This is a genomic window from Gordonia sp. X0973 (assembly GCF_013348785.1).
Classification (GTDB): Bacteria; Actinomycetota; Actinomycetes; order Mycobacteriales; family Mycobacteriaceae; genus Gordonia.
On sequence record NZ_CP054691.1, the window covers coordinates 1,660,386 to 1,681,659 of the forward strand.

Below are 21,274 nucleotides of genomic sequence, written 5' to 3' on the forward strand. Positions count from 1 at the left end.
TCCGAGGATGCGATCCACCTCGACGACCCGGCGCTGCGCTCGGCCCTGGAGGCCGTGTTGCTCGTCGTCGACACGCCGGTCTCGGTGGAGGAATTGGCGACGGCCACCGACCAGGACCGGCTCCGGGTCAAGGCGATGCTCACCAGCATCGCCGCGGACCTCACCGCGGCGGGCAGCGGCATCGACCTGCGCAACACCGCGGACGGCTGGCGCTACTACACGCGAGCCGAGTTCGCGCCCTATGTCGAACGGCTCCTGCTCGACGGTGCGCGCACCAAACTGACCAGGGCAGCGCTGGAAACCCTCGCGGTCATCGCGTACCGGCAGCCCGTCAGCCGCGCCCGCGTCTCCGCGATCCGCGGCGTCAACGTCGACGGCGTGATCCGCACGCTGGTGGCGCGCGGGCTCATCAACGAGGTCGGTACCGATCCGCAAACCTCGGCGACCACCTACGGCACCACCGAGCTGTTTCTCGAGCGCCTCGGCCTCGCCTCGTTGTCCGAGCTGCCCGACCTCGGCCCGCTGCTGCCCGACGTCGATCTGATCGAGGACTTGTCCGAGGAACTGACGGCCGATCCGCGATTCGCCAAACTGGCCGCTGGCCAGGCAGAATCGGGTGAGACGACAGCGCCGCCCGCCACCGGCGGGTCCGGCGCCACCGACGACGATCAGGACTGAACACATGGCATCCGCTAGCCGAGACGGCACACCGGGACCTCGACGATCAGGCGGCAAACCCCGCCCTAAGTCCGGGGGTAAGTCCGCTGCGGGCAAGTCCGCGGCCGGTAAGTCCGGCTATCCGCGCGGCGGCAAGCCGCGGGCGAGTTCCCGCGTCGACAAGGAGTCCGGCAAGGTCCGGCTCAACAACGCCAAGCGGGCCAAGCCCCAGCGGCCGCGAGAGGAGTCCGATCGTTTCGCCGACGACGCGGCCCGCGCGGACGGCGAATTCGTCGGCACCACCGGCACGACGGGCGATCCCTACGACCCGGCAGGCACCCGATTGCAGAAGGTGCTCGCGGCCGCAGGGGTGGCCTCGCGGCGCGGAGCCGAGGAACTGATCGCCGCGGGTCGGGTCAGCGTCGACGGCGTCGTCGTCACCGAACAGGGGATGCGCGTCGACCCACGGCAGGTGATCGTGCGCGTCGACGGCATGCGCGTGCTGATCGACGAGGACATGACCTATCTCGCACTGAACAAGCCCGCGGGCTACCACTCGACGATGGCCGACGACCAGGGGCGACCATGTGTCGGCGACCTCGTCGCCGAGCGGGTGATGGCCGGGCAGCGCATCTTCCATGTCGGCCGGCTCGACGCGGAGACCGAGGGGCTGTTGCTGCTGACCAACGACGGCGAACTCGCGCACCGGCTCATGCATCCGTCGTTCGAGGTGCCCAAGACTTACCTGGCAACGGTGCGCGGCGAGGTGCCGCGCGGGTTGTCGCGCAAGGTGCGGGACGGGATCGAGTTGGAGGACGGCACGGTTCGCGTCGACGAATTCGTGCCACTGCAGGTGTGGGAGGGTTCGTCGTTGGTGCGGATCACCCTGCACGAGGGGCGCAACCGGATCGTGCGGCGGTTGATGGATTCCCTCGGCTTCCCGGTCACCCGACTGGTCCGCACCGACGTCGGGCCGGTGGCCCTCGGTGATCAGCGGCCCGGTTCGATCCGGGTCCTCGGGCGCGACGAGATCGGCGCGTTGTACCAGGCGGTCGGCCTGTGACGGCGCAGGACGGACCCCAGGCGCGCGTGGTGGCCATCGACGGCCCGGCCGGTACCGGGAAGTCGTCGGTGTCGCGTCGCCTCGCGCAGCGGGTCGGCGCCCAATACCTCGACACCGGCGCCATGTACCGGGCGGCGAGTCTGGGCGTGCTGCGGGCCGGGATCTCGCCCGACGACGAGGCCGCCGTGGCGGAGCTGGTCGGCGGGTTGCTGATCGATCTGCACGACGGGGAGGACGAGACGGTCGTGTTGCTCGACGGGCAGGACGTGTCGAGCGCGATCCGCGACGACGAGGTCACCGGCGCCGTCTCCGCGGTCGCCGCCAATCCCCGGGTGCGCGAACAGATGGTGGAACTCCAGCGTCGCGTCGGCACCGGGCGCTTCGTCGTCGTCGAGGGCCGCGATATCGGGACCGTCGTGTTCCCGGCCGCCGGTCTCAAGGTGTTTCTGACCGCGACCCCGGAGGCCCGTGCGGATCGGCGGCACCGACAGAACCTGGCCTCGGGGCGCGACAGCGATCCGGCGGCGGTGCTGGCGAGCGTGAACCGCCGGGACCATCTCGACTCGACCCGCGCGGCGTCGCCGCTGCGGCGGGCCGAGGACGCGGTCGAGTTCGATACGAGCGATCTCACCCTCGAGCAGGTGCTCGACGGGTTGACCGAACTGGTGGAGCGACGAATCGGAGTGCGACGGTGACTGACGAGTTTCTGGTGGGAGAGGCGCTGCCCGGCGACGGTGTCTGGACCGACGAGGCCGACTGGGAGATCATCGACGCCGGTGGCGACGAGACGGCCGACGGCGTGGCTGCATTGCCCTCGGTCGCGATCGTCGGCCGGCCCAACGTCGGCAAGTCGACGCTGGTGAACCGTATCCTCGGCCGCCGCGAAGCCGTCGTCGAGGATCTGCCCGGTGTCACGCGCGACCGGGTGTCCTATCCGGCCAGCTGGTCCGGGCGGTCGTTCATGGTCGTCGACACCGGTGGGTGGGAACCCGACGCCAAGGGATTGCAGCAGGCCGTCGCGGATCAGGCGGAGCGGGCGATGGGCGCGGTCGATGCGATCGTCCTGGTCGTCGACGCCACCGTCGGGGCCACCGCGACCGACGAGGCGGTGGCCCGCGTGCTGCGCCGCGCGAAGGTGCCCGTGCTGTTGGCGGCGAACAAGGTGGACGGCGAGCGGCAGGAGGCTGAGACGGCTTCACTGTGGTCGCTTGGCCTCGGTGAGCCGCACCCGGTGTCCGCGGCCCACGGCCGCGGCGCGGGTGATCTGCTCGACGAGGTGCTGAAGGTGCTGCCCGAACGCACGCGGGTCGTCGCGCCGACCGGCGGGCCGCGTCGTGTCGCGCTCGTCGGCAAGCCGAACGTTGGAAAGAGTTCGCTGCTCAACAAGCTGGCCGGGCAGGAGCGCTCGGTCGTCGACAACGTCGCCGGGACCACCGTCGACCCGGTCGACGAGCTGATCGAACTCGACGGACAGGTGTGGCAGTTCGTCGACACCGCCGGTCTGCGGCGCAAGGTGCGCACCGCGTCGGGGCACGAGTACTACGCGTCGCTGCGGACGCGGTCGGCGCTGGAGGCCGCCGAGGTGGCGATCCTGCTGATCGACGCCTCCGAGCCGCTGACCGAGCAGGATCTGCGGATCCTCGCGATGGTGGTCGACACCGGCCGCGCGCTGGTGATCGCCTTCAACAAGTGGGACCTGGTCGACGAGGACCGCCGCTACGCCCTCGACCGCGAGATCGATCGGGAACTCAGCCGGGCCGCATGGGCGTCGCGGATCAACATCTCCGCGATGACCGGGCGTGCCGTCGCCAAGCTGGTGCCGGCACTCGAGGAGGCGTTGTCCTCCTGGGACAAGCGCATCGGCACCGGTCAGCTCAACAACTGGATCAAGGACGTGGTGGCGGCCAATCCGCCGCCGGTCCGCGGTGGGCGTCAGCCGCGCATCATGTTCGCCACGCAGGCCGCCACCCGGCCCCCGACCTTCGTCCTGTTCACCACCGGCTTCCTCGAGGCCGGCTACCGCCGCTTCCTCGAACGGCGACTGCGCGAGGAGTTCGGCTTCCACGGTTCGCCGGTGCGGGTCAACGTGCGTGTGCGCGACAAACGGGAGCAGCGTCGCAAGCGGTGAGCAGATGTTATTAGGATGGCCTTAGCCGGTGCCGTCCGGGCACCCCTGGAAAGGAAACTCTGATGAACCTTCGCATCGCCGGTGCCGTGAGCGCGTTGGCCGCCGTCGCCCTGTTCGGCGCGGTCGGCTGCACCAACTCCGAAGAGGCGTCGACGGCCTCCGGTACCACCCCGTCGGTGGTCCAGACCGCGACGCTCGACTCCGCGAAGGCCCAGGAGATCCTGCGCACCCTCGTCGACCCGGCCACGACGTCGGAAGCAGCCGCCGCGCTGATCAACTCGGGCGACGCCTCGTGGGGCGAGAAGATCCACGGCTTCGCCGAGGGCGCCTCTCGGGGCGGGTACACGCCGGACAAGTTCACCGTGAAGTCGGTCGCCGCGCAGGGTGCCGACAAGGCCGTGGCCCAGGTCGAGGTCGCCAGCCCGCACACCCCGGCGCCGGTCACCGCGCCCTACAGCTTCGAGCGGGTCGACGGCACCTGGAAGTTGTCCGCGGCCTCCGGGGAAGCCCTCGTGGGCATGGGCTCGGCCCACGCCCACCACTGATCGCCGGCCGTACATGAGGTTGGTGACCCGAGCGGCCGTCATCGGTCTGACCGCCGTGTCGGTGCTGGTCGGCGGTTGCTCGGTCACCCCTCTGGACGTCGGCGGCGGCGCGCCGTCGACGGCATCGGTGCCACCGGGCCCCCGCACCGCATCGGTGCCGGCCGACCCGGTACCCGTCGTCACCGATCCGGTGCCGCAGCTACCCGTCACCGTCCCGTCGGCCGACGGGCCGAATGTGACCGTCACCGACGTGAGCCGGATCGTCGCGCTCGACCGATTCGGCACCTACGGAACGACGGTGTTCGCCCTCGGCCTCGGCTCCCATCTGGTGGGCCGCGACATCGCGACGAAGTTCCCGGCGTCCGAGCACATCCCGGTGCTCACCCCCGACGGCACCAACGCCAATCTCGAGGCGTTGCTGGCGCTGCGCCCGACGGTGGTGCTCGCCGACGCGTCGCTGCCGTCGATCGCGAATCTGGCCGTCCGGTTGCGGGCCGCCCGCATCCCCGTCGTCCTGGGCGAGACCTCCCGGAATCCGGAGACCGCGCCGGCCCAACTGCGCAGCACCGCCGCGGCGCTCGGGGTGCGGGCCGCCGGTGAGCAGCTTGCCGCGCGCACCGAGGACCAGATCAGGCAGGCGAAGGCGGTGGTCCCGCATCTGAAGACCAAGCCCAAGATCGGGTTCCTCTACGCGCGGGGCACCGGGCTGATGATCCTCGGCGGCCCCGGTTCCGGTGCGTCGGAGCTGATCGACTTCCTCGGCGGCATCGACGCGGGCACCGCGGCCGGGCTGACCGACGCCTACACGTCGATGACCGCGGAGGGGCTCATCAAGGCGGCCCCCGACGTGCTGCTCATGATGACCGACGGCCTCGCCTCGGTGGGCGGTATCGACGGGCTGGAACACGTCCCCGGCGTCGCGCAGACGCCGGCCGGGCGGACTCGCACCGTGATCGACATGGGTGACGGGCAGTTGTTGACCTTCGGCCCGCGCACCGGCGAGGTGGCCCTCGCGCTTGCCAAGGCGTTGTACCGATGAGCGCCCCGACCGGTGAGATCCGGCGGGTGCGCGCGGGCATCGCGTTGACCGCGGCCCTCGCGCTGACCGTCCTCGTCGCGCTCTACGCGATGGCCATCGGCCAGAACCCGGTCCCGTTGCCGCAGGTGGTCGGCTCGCTGCTGCACCACCTGAGCATCCCCGTCGGCCCGTTGCCCGACCAGGTCGGCGAGGACACGCTGTGGCAGGTACGCATCCCGCGCGTCTACCTGGCGTTGGCCGTGGGAGCGGCCCTCGGCTGTGCCGGTGCGGTCTTGCAGGGGGTGTTCGCCAATCCGCTGGCCGAGCCGGGCGTCATCGGCGTCTCGTCGGGTGCGGCGGCGGGTGCGGCCGGGATCATCGCCATCGGGGGACTGGGGGCCGCCGGCTACTTCGTCGCCGGTGGGGCCTTCGCCGCCGGATTGGTGACCACTCTGTTCGTCTACCTCGCGTCGCGGACGGCGGGACGCACGCAGGTGGTCAGCCTGATCCTGACCGGTATCGCGGTCAACGCCTTCGCCGGCGGATTGATCGCGTTCTTCACCTATCGGGCGACTCCCGCCGCCCGCGACCAGATCGTCTTCTGGCAGATGGGCAGTCTCAACCGCGCGACGATGGACCAGGTGCTGCTCGTCGCCGGCCTCGTCGTCGTGGGCCTCGCCGCATCGATGATGCTCGCGCGCCGCATCGACCTCTTGGCGTTGGGCGAGTACACCGCCGGACATCTCGGCGTCGACGTGGAGCGGCTGCGCCGCGCCTCGATCGTCATCGTCGCGCTCCTCACGGCGGCCGCGGTCAGCTTCTGCGGCATCATCCTGTTCGTCGGGCTGGTCGTCCCGCATTTCATGCGGCTCATCGTCGGGCCGCGCCACGCGGTGTTGATACCGGCCAGCGCGATCGCCGGTGCGGCCCTGCTGACCGCGGCCGACCTCGGTGCGCGCACCCTCGTGCCCTACGGCGAACTCCCGATCGGCATGGTGACCAGCCTCGTCGGCGGTCCGGTGTTCCTGCTCCTGCTGCGTCGCGAGATGAAGCGGGGGGCCGGGTTGTGACGGCGGCGGTACGCCTCGAGCAGGTCGCTGTGAACCGTGGCGAGCGACGGGTGCTGGCCGACGTCTCACTCGAGGTCGCGGCGGGGGAGCTGTGTTGCCTCGTCGGCCCGAACGGAGCGGGCAAGTCGACGCTCGTCTCCGCGATAGCCGGGTCGCTGCGCCCGTCGTCGGGACGGATCTCGTTGCTCGGTGAGCCGCTCGACGGGATGTCGAAGGTCGAGCAGGCCAGGCGGCGGGCGGTGCTGCCGCAGGAACACACCATCGGGTTCACCTTCACCTGTGCCGAGGTGGTGCAGATGGCCCGGCATGCCTGGGTCCGCACGGATCGGCGCCACGACGACGAGAGGGCGGTCGCCGACGCGATGACGACCTGCGACGTCACCGGGTTCTCGCAGCGCAGCTTCGGCAGCCTCTCCGGCGGCGAGCGCGGTCGCGTGGCGCTGGCCAGGGTGCTGGCCCAGGGGACGCAGATCCTGCTGCTCGACGAGCCGACCGCGGCGATGGACCCGCACTACCAGGAGCAGGTGATGGCGATCGTGCGACGGCAGGTCGACGCCGGTGCCGCTGCGCTCGTCGTCGTACACGACCTCAATCTGGCGTCGGCCTATGCCGACACGGTCGCCGTCCTGGCCCCCGACAAGGACGGTTGCGGGCGTCTCGTGGCGGTCGGGGAGCCGCGCGAAACGCTGTCGGCCGAGCGGGTCAGCGAGGTGTACGGGCTGCCGATGCGCACCCACGACGTCGACGGCCAACACGTGGTCCTGCCGCACCGCCGATGATCCTCGTGCGATACTTCGCGGCATGGGAGCAGCGGGACTGATCATCATCGGCGTCATCCTCTTCGGCATGATCGCCGGCGGGGTGGCCCAACTCGTCCTCGGCGTGAGCAAAGTGTCGACGATGGACTGGTCGCTGGCCTTCGTCGCCGGCATCATCGGATCGTTTGTGGGCGGGGTCCTGCACGGCCTGATCACGGGTCGCGGCTTCACGATCGTCCCCAGCGGGCTGATCTTCTCGGTCATCGGAGCGATCATCGTCACCGCGCTGTGGACCTGGTACAAGAAGGGCAAGATCGCCCGCTGACGGCGCCCGGGTCCCGATTGGTGGACCCGCCGGGGCGTGCGATAGGGTAAGTCTCGCTCTCAACGAGCAACGGGCTGTGGCGCAGTTTGGTAGCGCACCTGACTGGGGGTCAGGTGGTCGCAGGTTCAAATCCTGTCAGCCCGACTCGCATGATTCCCATCCGACGATTCGGACGGGAATTTTGTGCATTTGGAGCCGTGCCGGAATGTCGGAGGTTCGTCCTACCCTGCGGACATGTCCAGGGAACCGAGCTACTCCGACGACGAGGTTCGTCGGGCGGTGGCCGCTTCTAGATCATGGCGCGAGGTATTACGACGCCTGGGGCTGCACGCGACGTCGGGCAGTCAGATCAGGTCAGTTCGCGGGCATGCCGACCGTATCGGGGTGGATACGGAACATCTTTCGCGATGCAGTCCGGTCGATGTCCGGCCTGCTTCTGATGGACACCATGGTTCCGACGCACAGCTACTCAAGCCAGAGCCCAAAATGGAGAATCTTTCCCGCGCTGGTGTGCTGATTGCCGCCGCCTGGTACACCATGTGCGGATCTGAGGTTTCCTGGCCTCTCGAACCCTGTAGATACGATCTGCTGGAGGAGCGGGAAGGCCGGATACGGCGCGTGCAGGTCAAGACGACGACCGTTCAGGTCGGCCGGTCATGGAAGGTCTATCTGTCGACAACCAGTGGTGGGCGTCGGGTGTACGGCCGCGCCGAGATCGAGGAGTTCTTCGTCATCACTGGTGATCTGGCACTCTATGTGGTTCCGATTGGCGCAGTCTGTGGCCGTCAAGCGCTTCATCTTGGGAAATATGAAGAGTTCCGGGTCGGAAGCTGGAGTGGTCTGCTGCATTGAAACGGTCACAAGCCGTGCAGCGCGGCGAACCGGTCGCGGGTGGAATCGGTCTGCACGTCGAGCTCGATGTAATCGGCGGCGTGCTGCGCGGTCTCGGGGCCGCACAGCGACCGGATCAACGCGGTGGTCATGTCCATGCCAGCGGCGACACCCGAGGAGGTCCACCGGTCCCGGTCCTCGACCCAACGCGCATGCGGAACCCAGGTGACGTCCTCGCCCTGGCTCGACGCCCAGGCGAAGGCGAGCTTGTTGGAGGTCGCGCGGTAGCCGTCGAGCAGTCCCGCCGCGGCGAGCACACCCGAACCGGTACACACCGAGCTGACGATTCCACAACCGGTCGCGTAGTCGCGGAGCCAATCGAGGAATCCGGCGTCGCCCACGAGCGCGCGGGTTCCGATCCCGCCCGGGATCAGCATGACGTCGGCGGGCTCGGCGTCGGAGAACGCGCGCTCTGCGTTGACCGTCACTCCCTGTGAGCTGGCCACCGGCCGCGCGGTCGGGCCGACGAAGGTCACGGCGAACTCGTCGGGCAGGACGCTCAGCAACTCGACCGGACCGAAGACGTCGAGCAGTTCGAAACCGTCGAAGAGGATGACGGAGACAGTTCGCGGTGCCACACGTGCACGGTACGCCGTGTCGTAGAGTGAGCCGCATGAACATGGCGAAGGTCGTCTTCGGCTTCTTCGTACTGCTGGCCGCGACGCTCAACTTCGGATTCGTCATCGGCAGCCTCTCCGATCCCACCGAGCACAGCGTCTACGAGTTGTTCGCCGCGATCACGGTGAGCCTCATCGCCACGGTCTTGAAATTCGGCGACCGCACGCAACTGGGCGCGGTACACCTCTCGACCAGCCTGGTCGCCGACCTCCAACTGCTGGCGGCGGTCGTCGTCTGGGTGATCGCGCAGCAGGTCAGCACCCACGGCATGACCCCCGGTGCGGTGGCCAGCGTCGTCTCGCTGGCGGCCGGGGCACTGTTGGCCAACGTCGTATCGGTGATCCTGCTGGTCGTCGAAACGGTCACCTTCCACCGCGGCTGAGCAAACGCCGTGGTCATCAGGAGGCGCCGGCGCCGCTCGAACCAGCCCGAGCACCGTTACGAGGATCCGACCTCGGCCACCGTCTTCGTCGTGCTGAGGCGGATGCGCGCGCCGCTCATCACCCTCATCGTGCTGTTCGCGATCGGCGTTCTCGGCCTGGCCCTGATTCCGGGCCGCGACCAGGCCGGTCACACCGTTCATCTGACACTCTTCGATGCGTTCTACGTCATGAGTTACACCGCCACGACCATCGGATTCGGGGAGACGCCGTGGCCGTTCACCGTCGCCCAGCGGCTGTGGGTGACCGCATGCATCTTCATGTCCGTACTCGGATGGGCCTATGCCGTCGGAACGCTGCTCTCGTTGGTCCAGGACCACGGGTTCCGTCAGGTGCGGGCCCGGCACCGGTTCAGCCGGCAGGTGATGCGCCTGCGCGAGCCCTTCCTCATCGTCGCCGGTTACGGGCGGGCCGGTGAGTTGGTGGTGCGTTCCTTCGACGCGATGGGGCAGCAGGTGGTCGTCATCGACCCCGATTCCGCCCGCATCGACGAACTCGACCTCGGTTCCTTCCGCAGCGACGTGCCGGGGGTTGCCGCCGACGCCGGTGACCCCGCACAACTCCGCCTGGCCGGTATCGACCACCGGTACTGTGCCGGAATCCTGGCGCTGACCGGCGACGACCAGGTGAACCTCTCGGTCACGATGGCGGCCGCGCTGCTGCGCCCCGACCTGCCCGTCATCTCGCACACGATCATCGGGTCGACGGCCGAGCAGATGCGAGCCTTCGGCACGCCGACGGTGATCGATCCCTTCGAGCGGTTCGGCGATCACCTGCGCCTCTCGCTGCACTCGCCTGCCGGATTCCAGTTGCTGACCTGGCTCGAGGCCGGTCCGGGCGCCGAACTGCCCGAACGGGGCCGCACGCCCCGGCCGGGCAGGTGGGTCGTGTGCGGCTTCGGCCGATTCGGGCACGAGTTGGCGCGCTACCTACTCGAATCCGGCGTCGACCTGACGGTGATCGACGAACGGGTCGATCCTGACGGCGAGACCGGGCTCGACGGCGAGGTCGAGGTCATCCAAGGTGACGCGGGGGATCCCGAGATCCTCGACCGCGCCGGACTCGACACCGCGGTGGGCCTAGTGGCCGGTACCGACGACGATGTCACCAATCTCTCGATCCTGGCCGGGGCGCGCAAACGCAACGACGAGCTGTACCTCGCCGGTCGCCAGAACCGGGCGACGAGTGCGGAACTCTTCGACGCGATGCACCCCGATGCGCTGCTGGTGCCGAGCGACGTCGTCGCGCACGAGGCCTACGCCCGGATCAGTTCGCCGCTGCTCTGGCGCTTCCTCCGCCACATCCCCGGGCAGGACGACAAGTGGTCGGCCGACCTCGTCTCGCGGCTCGTCAACGAATGCGGTCACGTCCTGCCGCCGGTGTGGAAGATCCGCCTCGACGCCGACCGCGCGCCCGCGGCCATCGACCGGGTGAACGGGGGCGGGGTCCTGCTCGGCGATCTGTTGCGGCGCCCCGAGGACCGCACCAGGCGGTTGCACATCGTCACACTGCTGCTCGTCCGTGCCGACGGCGAGGAAGTGCCGGCGCCCCCGATGGAAACGGTCCTCAACCCGGGCGACGAATTGCTGTTCGCCGGGGGCGGACGCGAGCGCAGGGGAGTGGAATCGACGCTGGTCGTGGAGTCGACCGCGGCCTATGTGCTCAGCGGCGACCACGTGCGGGCCCGGCTGCGGCTCGGTGCCGCGCACAAGCGACGCCACCGAAACCTGGGCCTACCAACAGGAAAGTCTCAGTAGAAACCTATCCGCGTGCGAAACACTGTTGCGGGCGCGGACGGTCCGCGACCGTGAGACCGGTAGGGGCCCGACCTGTGACGTCACGTCGAGGACACGATCGGCGTCCCACCGCGGGCGCGGTGATGCGGGCACAAGAGGCGGCCGGCCGGCCGGTGTTCCGATGGGTCGACCCCGAGCCGGGCGTACCGCCCACCGATCGCATCCGGCAAGCGGCTTCGACGGGCGCCCCTGAAGCAGCGCCGACGGTGGCACCACGTCGGGCCGCCAAGGGCACCGGCGTCGCGACGACCGTGCGGGTGGCGGTCGCGACGGCGTCATGCGTGGCGCTCGCGGTGACGGGTGCGATATGGACCGAGACGGGCAAGGCGGTTTCCGGATTCCGGGTGTCGCACGCGCTCGGCCGACAAGCACCGCACTACACCGGTGGTGCCCAGAACATCCTGCTCATGGGGTTGGACACCCGGAAAGACCTGAACGGGCAGGATCTGCCCGCCGAGATTCTCGACCAACTGCATGCCGGTGACAGCAGCGACGGCGGCTACAACACGAACACGCTGATCCTGGCGCACGTCTCCTCGGACGGCCGACAGATCACCGCCTTCTCGATTCCTCGAGACGACCTCGTCGACGTGCAGGGGGTCGACGTGTCGCAGGCCAAGATCAAGGAGGCATACGGGCGGAAGAAGGCGGCGACCGAGGACGAACTCGTCTCCGAAGGGGTCAAGGACCCGGTCGAATTGGAGACCCGCGGGCGCGAGGCCGGGCGGGCCGAGACGCTGCAAACCGTCGAGACCCTGACCGGCGTGCAGATCGACCGGTTCGCCGAGGTCAGCCTGTTCGGCTTCTACGACCTCGCCAAGGCCCTCGGCGGCGTGCGGGTGTGTCTGAGGCATGCCGTGCGCGACCGGTACTCGGGCGCCCATTTCCCGGCCGGGGTGCAGCGGCTCAGCGCGCGCCAGTCACTGGCCTTCGTCCGACAGCGCCACGGGTTGCCCAACGGCGACTTGGACCGCACCCACAGGCAGCAGGCGTTCATGCTCTCGGCGCTGCACCAACTGCGCCAGCAGGGGACCTTCACCGACGTCGGGAAGGTCAACGCGCTGATCGACGCCGCGCAGCGCAACATCGTGCTCTCCGACGGGTGGAACCTGCCCGACTGGGCCACCGAGATGGGCGGGTCGATGCCGAAGATCACCTTCGAGACGCTGCCGGTGCTCCGCTACAGCACCTTCGACGGTCAGGATGTGAACATCGTCGACCCGGATGCGATCAAGGCGCGCATCCAACACGCCTTCAACCCGCCCGCGGGCAGCCATCATGTGCGGGGGAAGAACCGGTCGCCGTCGTCGTCGGAGGTCACGGCCGATCCGTCGGAGACTACTGCCGCGGATCAGCCCGACTCGGGCGAAGCGGTGACCAGTTCCGCGGGCATTCCCTGCGTGAACTGATCACCGCGGTACCGGCCCTTTGCCGAGCCCGGTAGTCCTGTCTCCGCAGCAACCCCGGCGTACAGTCGGGCTCATGGGGCGTATCACCGTGCGCAGGACGTTGACGAAGGTCGCCGTCGGCCGTGAACCGCAGCGGAGAATCGACACGTTGGCGGTGGAGGAACCACTGGAGATACGGGTGTCCGGCACACCGCTCACGGTGACGATGCGCACGCCCGGCGATGACGTAAACCTCGCCGCGGGGTTCCTGGTCTCCGAGGGAATCATTTCCGACGGTGCCCAAGTGCGGTCTGCGATCCACTGCGACGGGCCGCGCGTGGGTCGCCCGGCTATGCCGAGTGCCGATGGGGCGGTCAATCAATACAACATCCTCAACGTCGTCCTGGCTTCGGATGTCGCACCGCCCGCTGCGGGTGCCGCGCGCAACTTCTACACCACCAGCGCGTGCGGACTGTGTGGCAAGACGAGTATCGACGCGGTTCGGACGGTCTCCTCGCACGACCTCACCGTGGATTCGGTGTCTGTCGCCGCCACCACCGTGACCGGGCTACCGAACAGGTTGCGAGTCCAGCAGGCCGTCTTCGAGAAGACCGGGGGACTTCATGCCGCAGCGCTCTTCGACGTCGCCACGGATGAACTACTGGTCTTGCGCGAGGACGTCGGCCGGCACAACGCCGTTGACAAAGTGATCGGGTGGGCAGCCCTAGCCGGGCGGCTGCCGTTGCGAGGGACCGTTCTCCAAGTCTCCGGGCGGGCGAGTTTCGAGCTGGTGCAGAAGGCGGTGATGGCCGGGATACCGATCTTGGCCGCCGTATCGGCGCCGTCGTCCCTCGCCGTCGAATTGGCCCAGGAAGCCGGGCTGACGTTGATCGGCTTCGTGCGCGGGGAGTCGATGAATACCTATTCGCACCCGCAGCGGATTGCGTAGCCCCCAGCCGAACCAATAGACCGTATCCAGGAAGCGAGACGAGTATGTCCATCGATCACAGTGACGACTCCACCGATCAGCGACCCCGCGGCTTGCTCCCTGATGTGCCACGTCAAGGTGGATTCGGTCCAGTCGTCGACCGGGCATGGGCCAGTGAGCCCTACCACCACGCGGCCGCGTCCTGGGGTGCCGCCGAGTCGGTCGGCAAGATCCTCTTGAAGCAACGCGAGATCGTTCGCGGAACTCACTCGATGTTCGTCATGAACCATCCCAACGGCTTCGATTGCCCGGGCTGTGCTTGGCCGGACGACAAATCTCTGACACTCGACTTCTGCGAAAACGGCGTCAAACACGTCACGTGGGAGATGACCCCGAAACGGGTGCATCCCGATTTCTTCGCCAACCACACTGTTACCGAACTGGCCGGTTGGACCGACTACGAGTTGGAGGACCAGGGCAGACTCACCGAACCGATGGTCTACGACCAAGAGTCGGACAAATACGTGCCGATTCAGTGGCAGGCGGCATTCGACATGATCGGAGCCCAACTCCGCTCACTCGACGACCCGAATCAGGCCACTTTCTACACCTCGGGGAGGTTGTCCAACGAGGCCACCTTCCTCTATCAGCTGATGGTGCGCGAGTACGGCACCAACAACCTCCCGGACTGCTCGAATATGTGTCATGAGGCTTCGGGTCGCGCGTTGCAGGCGGCGATCGGTTCCGGAAAGGGGACCTGCGACCTGGCCGACTGGGAGGAGGCCGACGCCCTGTTCATCATGGGTGCGAACGCGGCGTCCAATGCTCCCCGCATGCTCACCGCCCTCGCGGACGCGACCCGCCGCGGTGCCCGCGTGGTCCACATCAACCCGCTGGTAGAAGCGGGCGCCACCAAGACCATCGTTCCGCACGAGGTGGTGGACATGGCCTTGTTCAAGGCCACCTCGGTATCGAATATGAACATCCAGGTCAGACCGGGCGGCGACCTCGCATTGTTGCGCGGGATAGCCAAGGTGGTCATCGAGGCCGGGCAGACCGATCCGACCGTGATGGACGCCGACTTCCTAGCCGAGTTCACCGACGGCTTCGACGCCTATCGCGAACTCGTCATGACAACGCCCTGGGCCGAGATCACCAGGCAGGCGGGCGTTCCCGAGGACGAGATCCGTCGGGTGGCACAGATCTACCTCGATTCCACGAAGACCATTGTCTCGTGGTGTCTGGGCGTCACCCAGCACGAACACGGGGTGGACACCGTTCGGGAGATCGTGAACCTGCTGATGCTGCGCGGGAACCTCGGTCGGCCGGGCGCGGGTCCGTCGCCGGTGCGCGGACACAGCAACGTGCAGGGGAACCGCACCTGCGGGATCGATCACCGGCCGCCGAAGTGGATCGACAAGCTCGACGAGGCCTGTGGGATAGACAGTCCGCGCGAGCATGGCCTGGACACCGTGAAGTCGGTGCAGGCGATGCACGACGGGTCGGTGAAGGTCTTCGTCGGGATGGGTGGCAACTTCGTACTCGCAGCGCCAGACACGACCTACACCGCCGCCGGTCTCTCCCGGTGCGAGATGACCGTGCAGGTCAGTACGAAACTCAATCGCAGCCATCTGGTGCATGGACGTAAGGCATTGATCCTGCCCTGTCTGGGCCGGACGGAGAAGGATGTGCAAGGCGCCGGCCCTCAGGGTGTCACAGTGGAGGATGCCATGGCGATGGTGCACATCTCCCACGGGAAGCGGCGACCGGCGTCACCCGATCTGCTGTCCGAACCGGCGATCATCGCCGGCATCGCGCAGGCGACGCTGCCCGGCAGCACCACCCCGTGGCAGTGGTATGTCGACGACTACGACCGCATACGAGACCTGATGGCCCAGGTCCTCCCCGGATTCGAGGGCTTCAACGAGTTGATCAAGACCCCCGGTGGTTTCCGGATCCCACAGCCGGCGCGTGAACGGGTCTTCGAAACACCCTCCGGTCGGGCGGTATTCTCCGTGGCACCGATGCCGAACGTCATACCGATGGATCCCGACACGCTGATCTTGCAGACCATGCGATCGCACGACCAGTGGAACACCACGATCTACTCGGCCGACGACCGGTATCGCGGGATCAAGAACCTGCGAGAACTCATCTTCTTGAACGAGTCCGACATGGCGGCGCGAGGTCTGTCCGAGGGTGATTTCGTAGACATCACGGCCACCTCGATCGATGGCTCCCAACGCACGCTTCAGCGCTTCCGGGCGCTGCGCTACGACCTGCCGCGCGGTAGCGCGGCCGGGTACATGCCAGAGATGAATGCCCTGGTGGGGATCGCGGACTTCAGCACCCAATCCGACCAACCGCTGATGAAGAACCTGCGGGTCACCGTGGTGCCCAGCGCAACGTAGCTGGTCGACTGGTCACCACGATCAGATCGCGAGATCCTCGTTGAAGGTCTTGCTGGGGCGCATGGCCTCGGTCAGGCGCGCCGGCTCGGCGGCGTAGTAGCCGCCCAGGTCGACGTGGCGGCCTTGGACCTGCGCCAACTCGCCCACGATCTTCTCCTCGTCGGCGGCGAGTTTCTCCGCCAGCGGTTTGAACTGTGCGGCCAACTCGGGGTCCTCGGTCTGGGCGGCGAGGGCCTGGGCCCAGTAGAGCGCCAGGTAGAAGTGCGAGCCGCGGTTGTCCAGCTCACCGGTCGTGCGCGACGGGCTCTTGTCGTTCTCGAGTAGCTGTCCGGTGGCCTCGTCGAGCGCCTTCGCCAGGACCGCGGCCTTCGGGTTGTCCCCCTTGCGGCCGAGGTCCTCGAGGCTGACGGCCAGCGCGAGGAATTCTCCGAGCGAGTCCCAGCGCAGGTGATCCTCCTCCACCAGCTGCTTGACGTGGCGGGGTGCCGAACCGCCGGCCCCGGTCTCGTAGAGCCCGCCGCCGGCCATCAGCGGCACGACCGACAGCATCTTCGCGCTGGTGCCCAACTCGAGGATGGGGAAGAGGTCGGTGAGGTAGTCGCGCAGGATGTTGCCGGTAGCCGAAATGGTGTCGAGGCCGCGAATCATCCGCTCCATCGTGTACCGGATCGAGCGCACCTGCGACATGATCTGGATGTCCAGACCGTCGGTGTCGAGGTCTTTGAGTTCCTCGCGCACCTTCGTGATCAGTTCGTTCTCATGCGGCCGGTACGGGTCGAGCCAGAACAGCACCGGGGTATCGGAGAGTCGGGCGCGGGAGACGGCGAGCTTGATCCAGTCGCGGATCGCCGCGTCCTTGACGGTGCACATGCGCCAGATGTCGCCCTCTTCGACGTCCTGGGACATGAGGACCTCGCCGGTGGCGTTGTCGACGACGTCGGCCACACCCGTGAACGGGATCTCGAAGGTCTTGTCGTGCGAGCCGTATTCCTCGGCCTTCTGCGCCATCAGGCCGACGTTCGGCACGGTGCCCATGGTGGTCGGATCGAACTGGCCGTTGGTCTTACAGAAGTTGATCATTTCCTGGTAGATCCGGGCGAAGGTCGATTCCGGGTTGACCGCCTTGGTGTCCTTGAGCTTGCCGTCGGCGCCGTACATCTTTCCGCCGGCGCGGATGAGTGCCGGCATCGAGGCGTCGACGATGACGTCGGACGGCGAATGGAAGTTCGTGATGCCGCGCGCCGAGTCGACCATCGCCAACTCGGGCCGGTGCTCGTGGCATTCGTGCAGGTCCTCGATGATCTCGTCGCGCTTGCTGGTCGGCAGCGCCTCGATCTTGCTGTACAGGTCGGACATGCCGTTGTTGACGTTGACGCCGAGCTCGTCGAACAACTTCTGGTGCTTGGCGAAGGCATCCTTGTAGAAGACCCGGATGGCGTGGCCGAATACGATCGGGTGGCTCACCTTCATCATGGTGGCCTTGACGTGGAGTGAGAACATCACGCCGGTCTCGAAGGCGTCCTGCATCTGCTGCTCGTAGAACTCGATGAGCTTGCGCTTGCTCATGAACATCGAGTCGGCGACGTCGCCCTTGCCCAGCTCGACGTGCTCCTTGAGGACCACCTTCTCGCCGTCGGCGCCGGTGAGCTCCATGCGGACGTCGCGGTCCTTGTCGAGCGTCATCGACTTCTCGCCGTGGTAGAAGTCGCCCTCGGTCATGTGGGCGACGTGGGTCCGCGACGCCATCGACCACTCACCCATGCTGTGCGGGTGTTTGCGCGCGTACTCCTTGACCGCCTTGGGGGCCCGGCGGTCCGAATTGCCTTGGCGCAGTACCGGATTCACCGCACTGCCCAAGGCCTTCGAGTAACGACGATTGATCTCGCGCTCCTCGTCGGTCTGCGGGTCGGCCGGGTAGTCGGGAATCGCGTAGCCCTTCTCCTGCAATTCGGCGATGGCGGCCTTGAGCTGCGGCACCGACGCGCTGATGTTGGGCAGTTTGATGATGTTCGCCTCGGGTTCGAGGGCGAGGGCGCCCAGGGCGGCGAGATTGTCGTCGACGCGCTGATCGTCGGACAGGTAGTCGGGGAACTCGGAGAGGATGCGCGCCGCCAGCGAGATGTCGCTGGTCTTGACGTCGATTCCGGCGGCTCCCGCGAAGGTCTGGAGTATCGGGAGGAACGAGTACGTTGCGAGGAGCGGTGCCTCGTCGGTCAACGTGTAGATGATGGTGTTTTGCTGCGAACTCACGTATTTCTCCTGATCCTCTGGGTGGGGATCGGCTGATCCGGACTCGTGCCGGCGCCTACCGCCTGACGCCGGGGTGTGGCGCCGTGGACATCACCAACCTATCGCGACCCGGGCCACGGTGCGGCGGTATGGGTGCCCGTCGGAGTGGCAGACGCCCAAACCGACTGGGGGAGTCGGCCTTCGGCACGAATCCGGTCCGGTTCGCGATACCATCCCGACATGCGACGGAGGCCCCATGAGTGACGACGACTCCGACGCCGCACCGATCCCGCCCGGCGCGGTGGACGCGCGGTTCACCCTGGCGGCCGAGCGCACGATGCTCGCGTGGCTGCGCACCGCGATGGGCCTGATCGCGGCGGGTGTCGCCGTGCTCCACCTCTTCGACCCCTTCGGTAACAGCACCGCGCGAACCGTCTTCGGTTCCGGGCTGGTGCTGGTCGGAGCCGTCACGGCGGTCATCGGCGTGCTGCGCTGGCGCAAGGTGGCGCGGGCGCTGTCGAAAGGCGGCCCGATGCCCGGCCCGCTTCCGGTGATGCTGCTGTGCCTGGTCCTCGTCGTCGTCGCGCTCGGATTCGTCGTCTGGTCGTAGATCCGGGGCGGGACGTCACCACACGCCGGACGGACGGAACTGGATGCTGATCCGCGGTCCCGACCCGGGTTGCTTCGGCACGCAGTGATCCCAGGTGCGCTGACACGCACCACCCATCACGAGTAGGTCGCCGGACCCCAGCGGGAACCGTCGCGACGCGCCGCGGTCGCGAGGGCGCAGCATGAGCGAGCGAGGGGCGCCGAGCGAGACGATCGCGACGAGGGTGTCCGAGTCGGCGCCGCGGCCGATCCGGTCGCCGTGCCAGGCGACGCTGTCCCCGCCGTCGCGGTACAGGCACAGCCCGGCGGTGGCGAAACCCTCCGGCAGCGGACCCGAACGGTAATGCGCGCTCAGCGCGTCGCGCATCTGGGTGAGCGCTGGGTCGGGCAGGGGGTCGGCCTCGGCATACCGGGCCACCAGTCGCGGCACGTCGACGACCCGGTCGTACATCCGACGTCGTTCCCGCCGCCACGGCACCTCGTCGGCGAGGCGCTCGAACAGTTCCGCCGAGCCGCGCAGCCACCCGGGTGCCACGTCGACCCACGCGCCGCCGTCGAGTCGGGTCCGTCGCGCGGCGGCGAGGTCGCCGACGGTCGGCCCGGTGTCGGCGACGCTGAACAGCGAGTCCTGGAAGCCGTTGCGCATGGGACCGAGCTTACGCGCTATTCGAACATATGCGCTAGTGAGGCTGATCGATTATGGCCTGGAGCTGCGGCCCGACGGAGGCGCAGAGCTCGTCGGCGGACTGTGCGGTGAAGGCCGGTGCGCCGATGAGATACCGCATGGTCGCGATCCCGAAGAGCAGTCCGCCGACCGCGCGGACGGTGTCGGTGCCGATGCCGAACTGCTCCGCCGCCACCGGGAGCATCTCGGCGGAGAGGAATTCGCCGAAACTCTGTGCCGTCGCTTCGTCGGTGACTGCGGACCGGAGGAAGGCGCGCAGCGGCGGACCGGTCGTCTCGCCCTCCCAGGTGGTGAGAAACGTCATGGCGATGCGCGTGCCGAGCTGGTCGCGGGGGCCCGCGGCCGCCGCGGAGACGAGTTCGGCTGGATCGAGAGGCAGTGCCATCGCGGCGACGAACAGGCCGCGCTTGTTGGTGAAGTAGTAGGGGATCAGCGCGACGTCGACGCCGGCGTGGCCGGCGATCGCGCGCAGGGAGGTGCCGTCGAACCCGTGTCTGGCGAACAGTTCTCGGGCGGCATCGCGGATGTCGTCGCGAGTGCGACTGTCGCCGCCGCGACGGCCGGTGCGGGGACTCATGGTCTCAGGATAGCGTAAATTCAACGACTGTTGACATACCGCGTCGGCGCGGCCTACCTTGAGCTTCTGCAACTCCAGAGCGAAAGAGAATCACCATGTCCGAGTTCCCCGTGCGCAAAGTCGTCGGTCTCATCGTCGGCGCGGCGATCGCCATTCCGCTCATCCTGCTGATGTTCATCGGCCCGGCGTCTCGCGGCGCCCCGCACGATCTGCCGATCGGCGTGGTCGGGCCGCCGGCCGCGGCCGATCAGGTCGGGCAGGCGTTGGCGCAGCGCCAGCCGGGTGCCTTCGAGGTGCGGTCCTATGCGTCGCAGGCCGAGCTCGAGAATGCCGCGCGCCACCGCGAGGTGTACGGCGGTTTCGTCCTCGGCCCGGCGCCGACGACGGTGATCGCCTCCGGTGCCGGACCGGCCCCGGCGCAGCTGCTCACCCAAATCGGCACCCAGATCGCGGCCCGGCCGGGGGCACCCGGTACGACGGCGGCGGCACCGCGGGTCGTCGACGTGGCGCCGCTGGCCGCCGATGACGCGCGTGGCGCCGGCTTCGGATCGATGGTGATGCCGGTCTTCATGGCCGGCGCGATCCTGGGGGTGGCCATCCCACAACTCACCCGACGGGCCCGGGCGACGGCCGCGCTCTTGCCGATCGGTGCGGCGGCGGTGGCCGCGACCTGTGTCGGCGCGGCGATGGCCGTGGGCGTCCTCCCGGGCGGCTTCTGGTCGCAGTGGCTGGCCCTGGGAGCAGGGATTCTCGCGATCGCCTCTGTCACGGCCGGCCTCGTCACCCTCATCGGGGTGGGCGGCATGGGGATCGCCGCGGCACTGTTCCTGCTCGTCGGGATGCCGTTGGCCGGTATCGGGGCACCGCCGGAGTTCCTGCCCGGCATCTGGGGTGCGGTGGGCCAGTGGTTGCCGCTCGGGGCGACCGGGACCGCGTTGCGCGGTGCCGCCTACTTCGCCGACGGCGACGTGGTGGGGGCGGGGACGGGTCGGGCGTTCACCGCGCTGGTCATCTGGATCGTGGTCGGTTACGTGCTTCTCGGTCTGGCCGTCGCGCGCCGGCGGCGGGTCGTCGCCGAGGTCGTCGAGGCGGAAACATCCGAAACGGCGGTCGGGGCGTAGCACGGGGCGCAACCCCG

The 21,274-nt window shown here is 68.2% G+C and carries 21 protein-coding genes and 1 tRNA gene; 18 read left to right on the top strand and 4 right to left on the bottom strand.

What is annotated here, in order from left to right:
• Positions 1-12 precede the first annotated feature (12 nt).
• The 11 genes from scpB (at position 13) to HUN08_RS08185 (ending at position 8,416) form a co-directional block, all read left to right on the top strand.
• Complete coding sequence (scpB, locus tag HUN08_RS08135; protein WP_301546979.1) at positions 13-678, top strand: SMC-Scp complex subunit ScpB; 666 nt, start codon at positions 13-15, stop codon at positions 676-678.
• A gap of 4 nt (positions 679-682) precedes the next feature.
• Positions 683-1,720, top strand: coding sequence for a pseudouridine synthase (locus tag HUN08_RS08140; protein WP_124248895.1), 1,038 nt, complete (start codon positions 683-685; stop codon positions 1,718-1,720).
• Entirely contained in the window at positions 1,717-2,415 is a 699-nt protein-coding gene (gene cmk / locus HUN08_RS08145; protein WP_124248894.1) for a (d)CMP kinase, read from the top strand. Before HUN08_RS08140 ends, cmk begins: the two co-directional genes overlap by 4 nt.
• Positions 2,412-3,848, top strand: coding sequence for a ribosome biogenesis GTPase Der (der, locus tag HUN08_RS08150; RefSeq protein ID WP_124248893.1), 1,437 nt, complete (start codon positions 2,412-2,414; stop codon positions 3,846-3,848). The genes cmk and der overlap by 4 nt, the downstream gene beginning before the upstream one ends.
• Positions 3,849-3,910: 62 nt before the next feature.
• The gene (locus HUN08_RS08155; RefSeq protein ID WP_124248892.1) at positions 3,911-4,393 is read left to right on the top strand and encodes a DUF4878 domain-containing protein; all 483 of its coding nucleotides are present in this window, start codon (positions 3,911-3,913) and stop codon (positions 4,391-4,393) included.
• Positions 4,394-4,406: 13 nt separating this feature from the next.
• Entirely contained in the window at positions 4,407-5,432 is a 1,026-nt protein-coding gene (locus HUN08_RS08160) for a hemin ABC transporter substrate-binding protein (RefSeq protein ID WP_124248891.1), read from the top strand.
• Positions 5,429-6,481 (top strand): iron ABC transporter permease, encoded by a 1,053-nt coding sequence (locus HUN08_RS08165; RefSeq protein ID WP_124248890.1) that lies wholly within the window; start codon positions 5,429-5,431, stop codon positions 6,479-6,481. The genes HUN08_RS08160 and HUN08_RS08165 overlap by 4 nt, the downstream gene beginning before the upstream one ends.
• The gene (locus HUN08_RS08170) at positions 6,478-7,260 is read left to right on the top strand and encodes a heme ABC transporter ATP-binding protein (protein ID WP_124248889.1); all 783 of its coding nucleotides are present in this window, start codon (positions 6,478-6,480) and stop codon (positions 7,258-7,260) included. Before HUN08_RS08165 ends, HUN08_RS08170 begins: the two co-directional genes overlap by 4 nt.
• A gap of 22 nt (positions 7,261-7,282) precedes the next feature.
• Complete coding sequence (locus HUN08_RS08175) at positions 7,283-7,564, top strand: GlsB/YeaQ/YmgE family stress response membrane protein (protein ID WP_367649942.1); 282 nt, start codon at positions 7,283-7,285, stop codon at positions 7,562-7,564.
• Between the two features lie 70 nt (positions 7,565-7,634).
• Positions 7,635-7,708: transfer RNA gene (locus tag HUN08_RS08180), tRNA-Pro, on the top strand.
• A gap of 90 nt (positions 7,709-7,798) precedes the next feature.
• Complete coding sequence (locus HUN08_RS08185; protein ID WP_124248888.1) at positions 7,799-8,416, top strand: group I intron-associated PD-(D/E)XK endonuclease; 618 nt, start codon at positions 7,799-7,801, stop codon at positions 8,414-8,416.
• 5 nt (positions 8,417-8,421) lie between these two features.
• Here the strand turns inward: HUN08_RS08185 and HUN08_RS08190 are convergent, their stop codons facing one another.
• The gene (locus tag HUN08_RS08190) at positions 8,422-9,033 is read right to left on the bottom strand and encodes a DJ-1/PfpI family protein (RefSeq protein ID WP_124248887.1); all 612 of its coding nucleotides are present in this window, start codon (positions 9,031-9,033) and stop codon (positions 8,422-8,424) included.
• 35 nt (positions 9,034-9,068) lie between these two features.
• Here HUN08_RS08190 and HUN08_RS08195 point away from each other — a divergent pair, with 35 nt between their 5' ends.
• The 5 genes from HUN08_RS08195 to HUN08_RS08215 all read left to right on the top strand — a co-directional run bounded on the left by HUN08_RS08195 (position 9,069) and on the right by HUN08_RS08215 (position 16,036).
• Entirely contained in the window at positions 9,069-9,455 is a 387-nt protein-coding gene (locus HUN08_RS08195; RefSeq protein ID WP_124248886.1) for a DUF6394 family protein, read from the top strand.
• Positions 9,456-9,464: 9 nt separating this feature from the next.
• Positions 9,465-11,270: a TrkA family potassium uptake protein gene (locus HUN08_RS08200; protein WP_124248885.1), complete on the top strand. Its 1,806-nt coding sequence runs from the start codon at positions 9,465-9,467 to the stop codon at positions 11,268-11,270.
• A 74-nt stretch (positions 11,271-11,344) separates the two neighbouring features.
• Complete coding sequence (locus HUN08_RS08205; protein WP_301546945.1) at positions 11,345-12,718, top strand: LCP family protein; 1,374 nt, start codon at positions 11,345-11,347, stop codon at positions 12,716-12,718.
• Positions 12,719-12,791: 73 nt separating this feature from the next.
• Entirely contained in the window at positions 12,792-13,646 is an 855-nt protein-coding gene (fdhD, locus tag HUN08_RS08210) for a formate dehydrogenase accessory sulfurtransferase FdhD (protein ID WP_124248884.1), read from the top strand.
• A 44-nt stretch (positions 13,647-13,690) separates the two neighbouring features.
• A complete protein-coding gene (locus tag HUN08_RS08215; protein ID WP_124248883.1) occupies positions 13,691-16,036 on the top strand; it encodes an FdhF/YdeP family oxidoreductase in 2,346 nt (781 codons plus the stop codon).
• A 21-nt stretch (positions 16,037-16,057) separates the two neighbouring features.
• On the opposite strand, the gene HUN08_RS08220 is transcribed toward HUN08_RS08215, so the two are convergent.
• On the bottom strand, positions 16,058-18,286 hold the full coding sequence (locus HUN08_RS08220) for an NADP-dependent isocitrate dehydrogenase (protein WP_124248882.1): 2,229 nt from the start codon (positions 18,284-18,286) through the stop codon (positions 16,058-16,060).
• A gap of 235 nt (positions 18,287-18,521) precedes the next feature.
• Between HUN08_RS08220 and HUN08_RS08225 the strand changes: the two genes are divergently transcribed.
• Positions 18,522-18,875 (top strand): YidH family protein, encoded by a 354-nt coding sequence (locus HUN08_RS08225; protein ID WP_124248881.1) that lies wholly within the window; start codon positions 18,522-18,524, stop codon positions 18,873-18,875.
• Between the two features lie 15 nt (positions 18,876-18,890).
• Here the strand turns inward: HUN08_RS08225 and HUN08_RS08230 are convergent, their stop codons facing one another.
• Positions 18,891-19,520 carry an alpha-ketoglutarate-dependent dioxygenase AlkB gene (locus HUN08_RS08230; protein WP_124248880.1) on the bottom strand — a complete coding sequence of 210 codons (630 nt, stop codon included), beginning with the start codon at positions 19,518-19,520 and terminating at the stop codon, positions 18,891-18,893.
• A gap of 34 nt (positions 19,521-19,554) precedes the next feature.
• Positions 19,555-20,136 carry a TetR family transcriptional regulator gene (locus HUN08_RS08235; RefSeq protein WP_124248879.1) on the bottom strand — a complete coding sequence of 194 codons (582 nt, stop codon included), beginning with the start codon at positions 20,134-20,136 and terminating at the stop codon, positions 19,555-19,557.
• Positions 20,137-20,231: 95 nt separating this feature from the next.
• Between HUN08_RS08235 and HUN08_RS08240 the strand changes: the two genes are divergently transcribed.
• Entirely contained in the window at positions 20,232-21,257 is a 1,026-nt protein-coding gene (locus HUN08_RS08240) for an ABC transporter permease (RefSeq protein ID WP_124248878.1), read from the top strand.
• Positions 21,258-21,274: the final 17 nt, after the last annotated feature.

What these genes read in the sequence shown, in the direction of transcription:
- HUN08_RS08230 (WP_124248880.1), bottom strand. Translation starts at nt 19,520, where the DNA reads ATGCGCAACGGCTTCCAGGACTCGCTGTTCAGCGTCGCCGACACCGGG.
- HUN08_RS08165 (WP_124248890.1), top strand. Translation starts at nt 5,429, where the DNA reads ATGAGCGCCCCGACCGGTGAGATCCGGCGGGTGCGCGCGGGCATCGCG.
- HUN08_RS08240 (WP_124248878.1), top strand. Translation starts at nt 20,232, where the DNA reads ATGTCCGAGTTCCCCGTGCGCAAAGTCGTCGGTCTCATCGTCGGCGCG.
- fdhD (WP_124248884.1), top strand. Translation starts at nt 12,792, where the DNA reads ATGGGGCGTATCACCGTGCGCAGGACGTTGACGAAGGTCGCCGTCGGC.
- HUN08_RS08235 (WP_124248879.1), bottom strand. Translation starts at nt 20,136, where the DNA reads ATGAGTCCCCGCACCGGCCGTCGCGGCGGCGACAGTCGCACTCGCGAC.
- HUN08_RS08175 (WP_367649942.1), top strand. Translation starts at nt 7,283, where the DNA reads ATGGGAGCAGCGGGACTGATCATCATCGGCGTCATCCTCTTCGGCATG.
- HUN08_RS08155 (WP_124248892.1), top strand. Translation starts at nt 3,911, where the DNA reads ATGAACCTTCGCATCGCCGGTGCCGTGAGCGCGTTGGCCGCCGTCGCC.
- HUN08_RS08215 (WP_124248883.1), top strand. Translation starts at nt 13,691, where the DNA reads ATGTCCATCGATCACAGTGACGACTCCACCGATCAGCGACCCCGCGGC.
- HUN08_RS08185 (WP_124248888.1), top strand. Translation starts at nt 7,799, where the DNA reads ATGTCCAGGGAACCGAGCTACTCCGACGACGAGGTTCGTCGGGCGGTG.
- HUN08_RS08225 (WP_124248881.1), top strand. Translation starts at nt 18,522, where the DNA reads ATGAGTGACGACGACTCCGACGCCGCACCGATCCCGCCCGGCGCGGTG.
- HUN08_RS08160 (WP_124248891.1), top strand. Translation starts at nt 4,407, where the DNA reads ATGAGGTTGGTGACCCGAGCGGCCGTCATCGGTCTGACCGCCGTGTCG.
- HUN08_RS08140 (WP_124248895.1), top strand. Translation starts at nt 683, where the DNA reads ATGGCATCCGCTAGCCGAGACGGCACACCGGGACCTCGACGATCAGGC.
- HUN08_RS08195 (WP_124248886.1), top strand. Translation starts at nt 9,069, where the DNA reads ATGAACATGGCGAAGGTCGTCTTCGGCTTCTTCGTACTGCTGGCCGCG.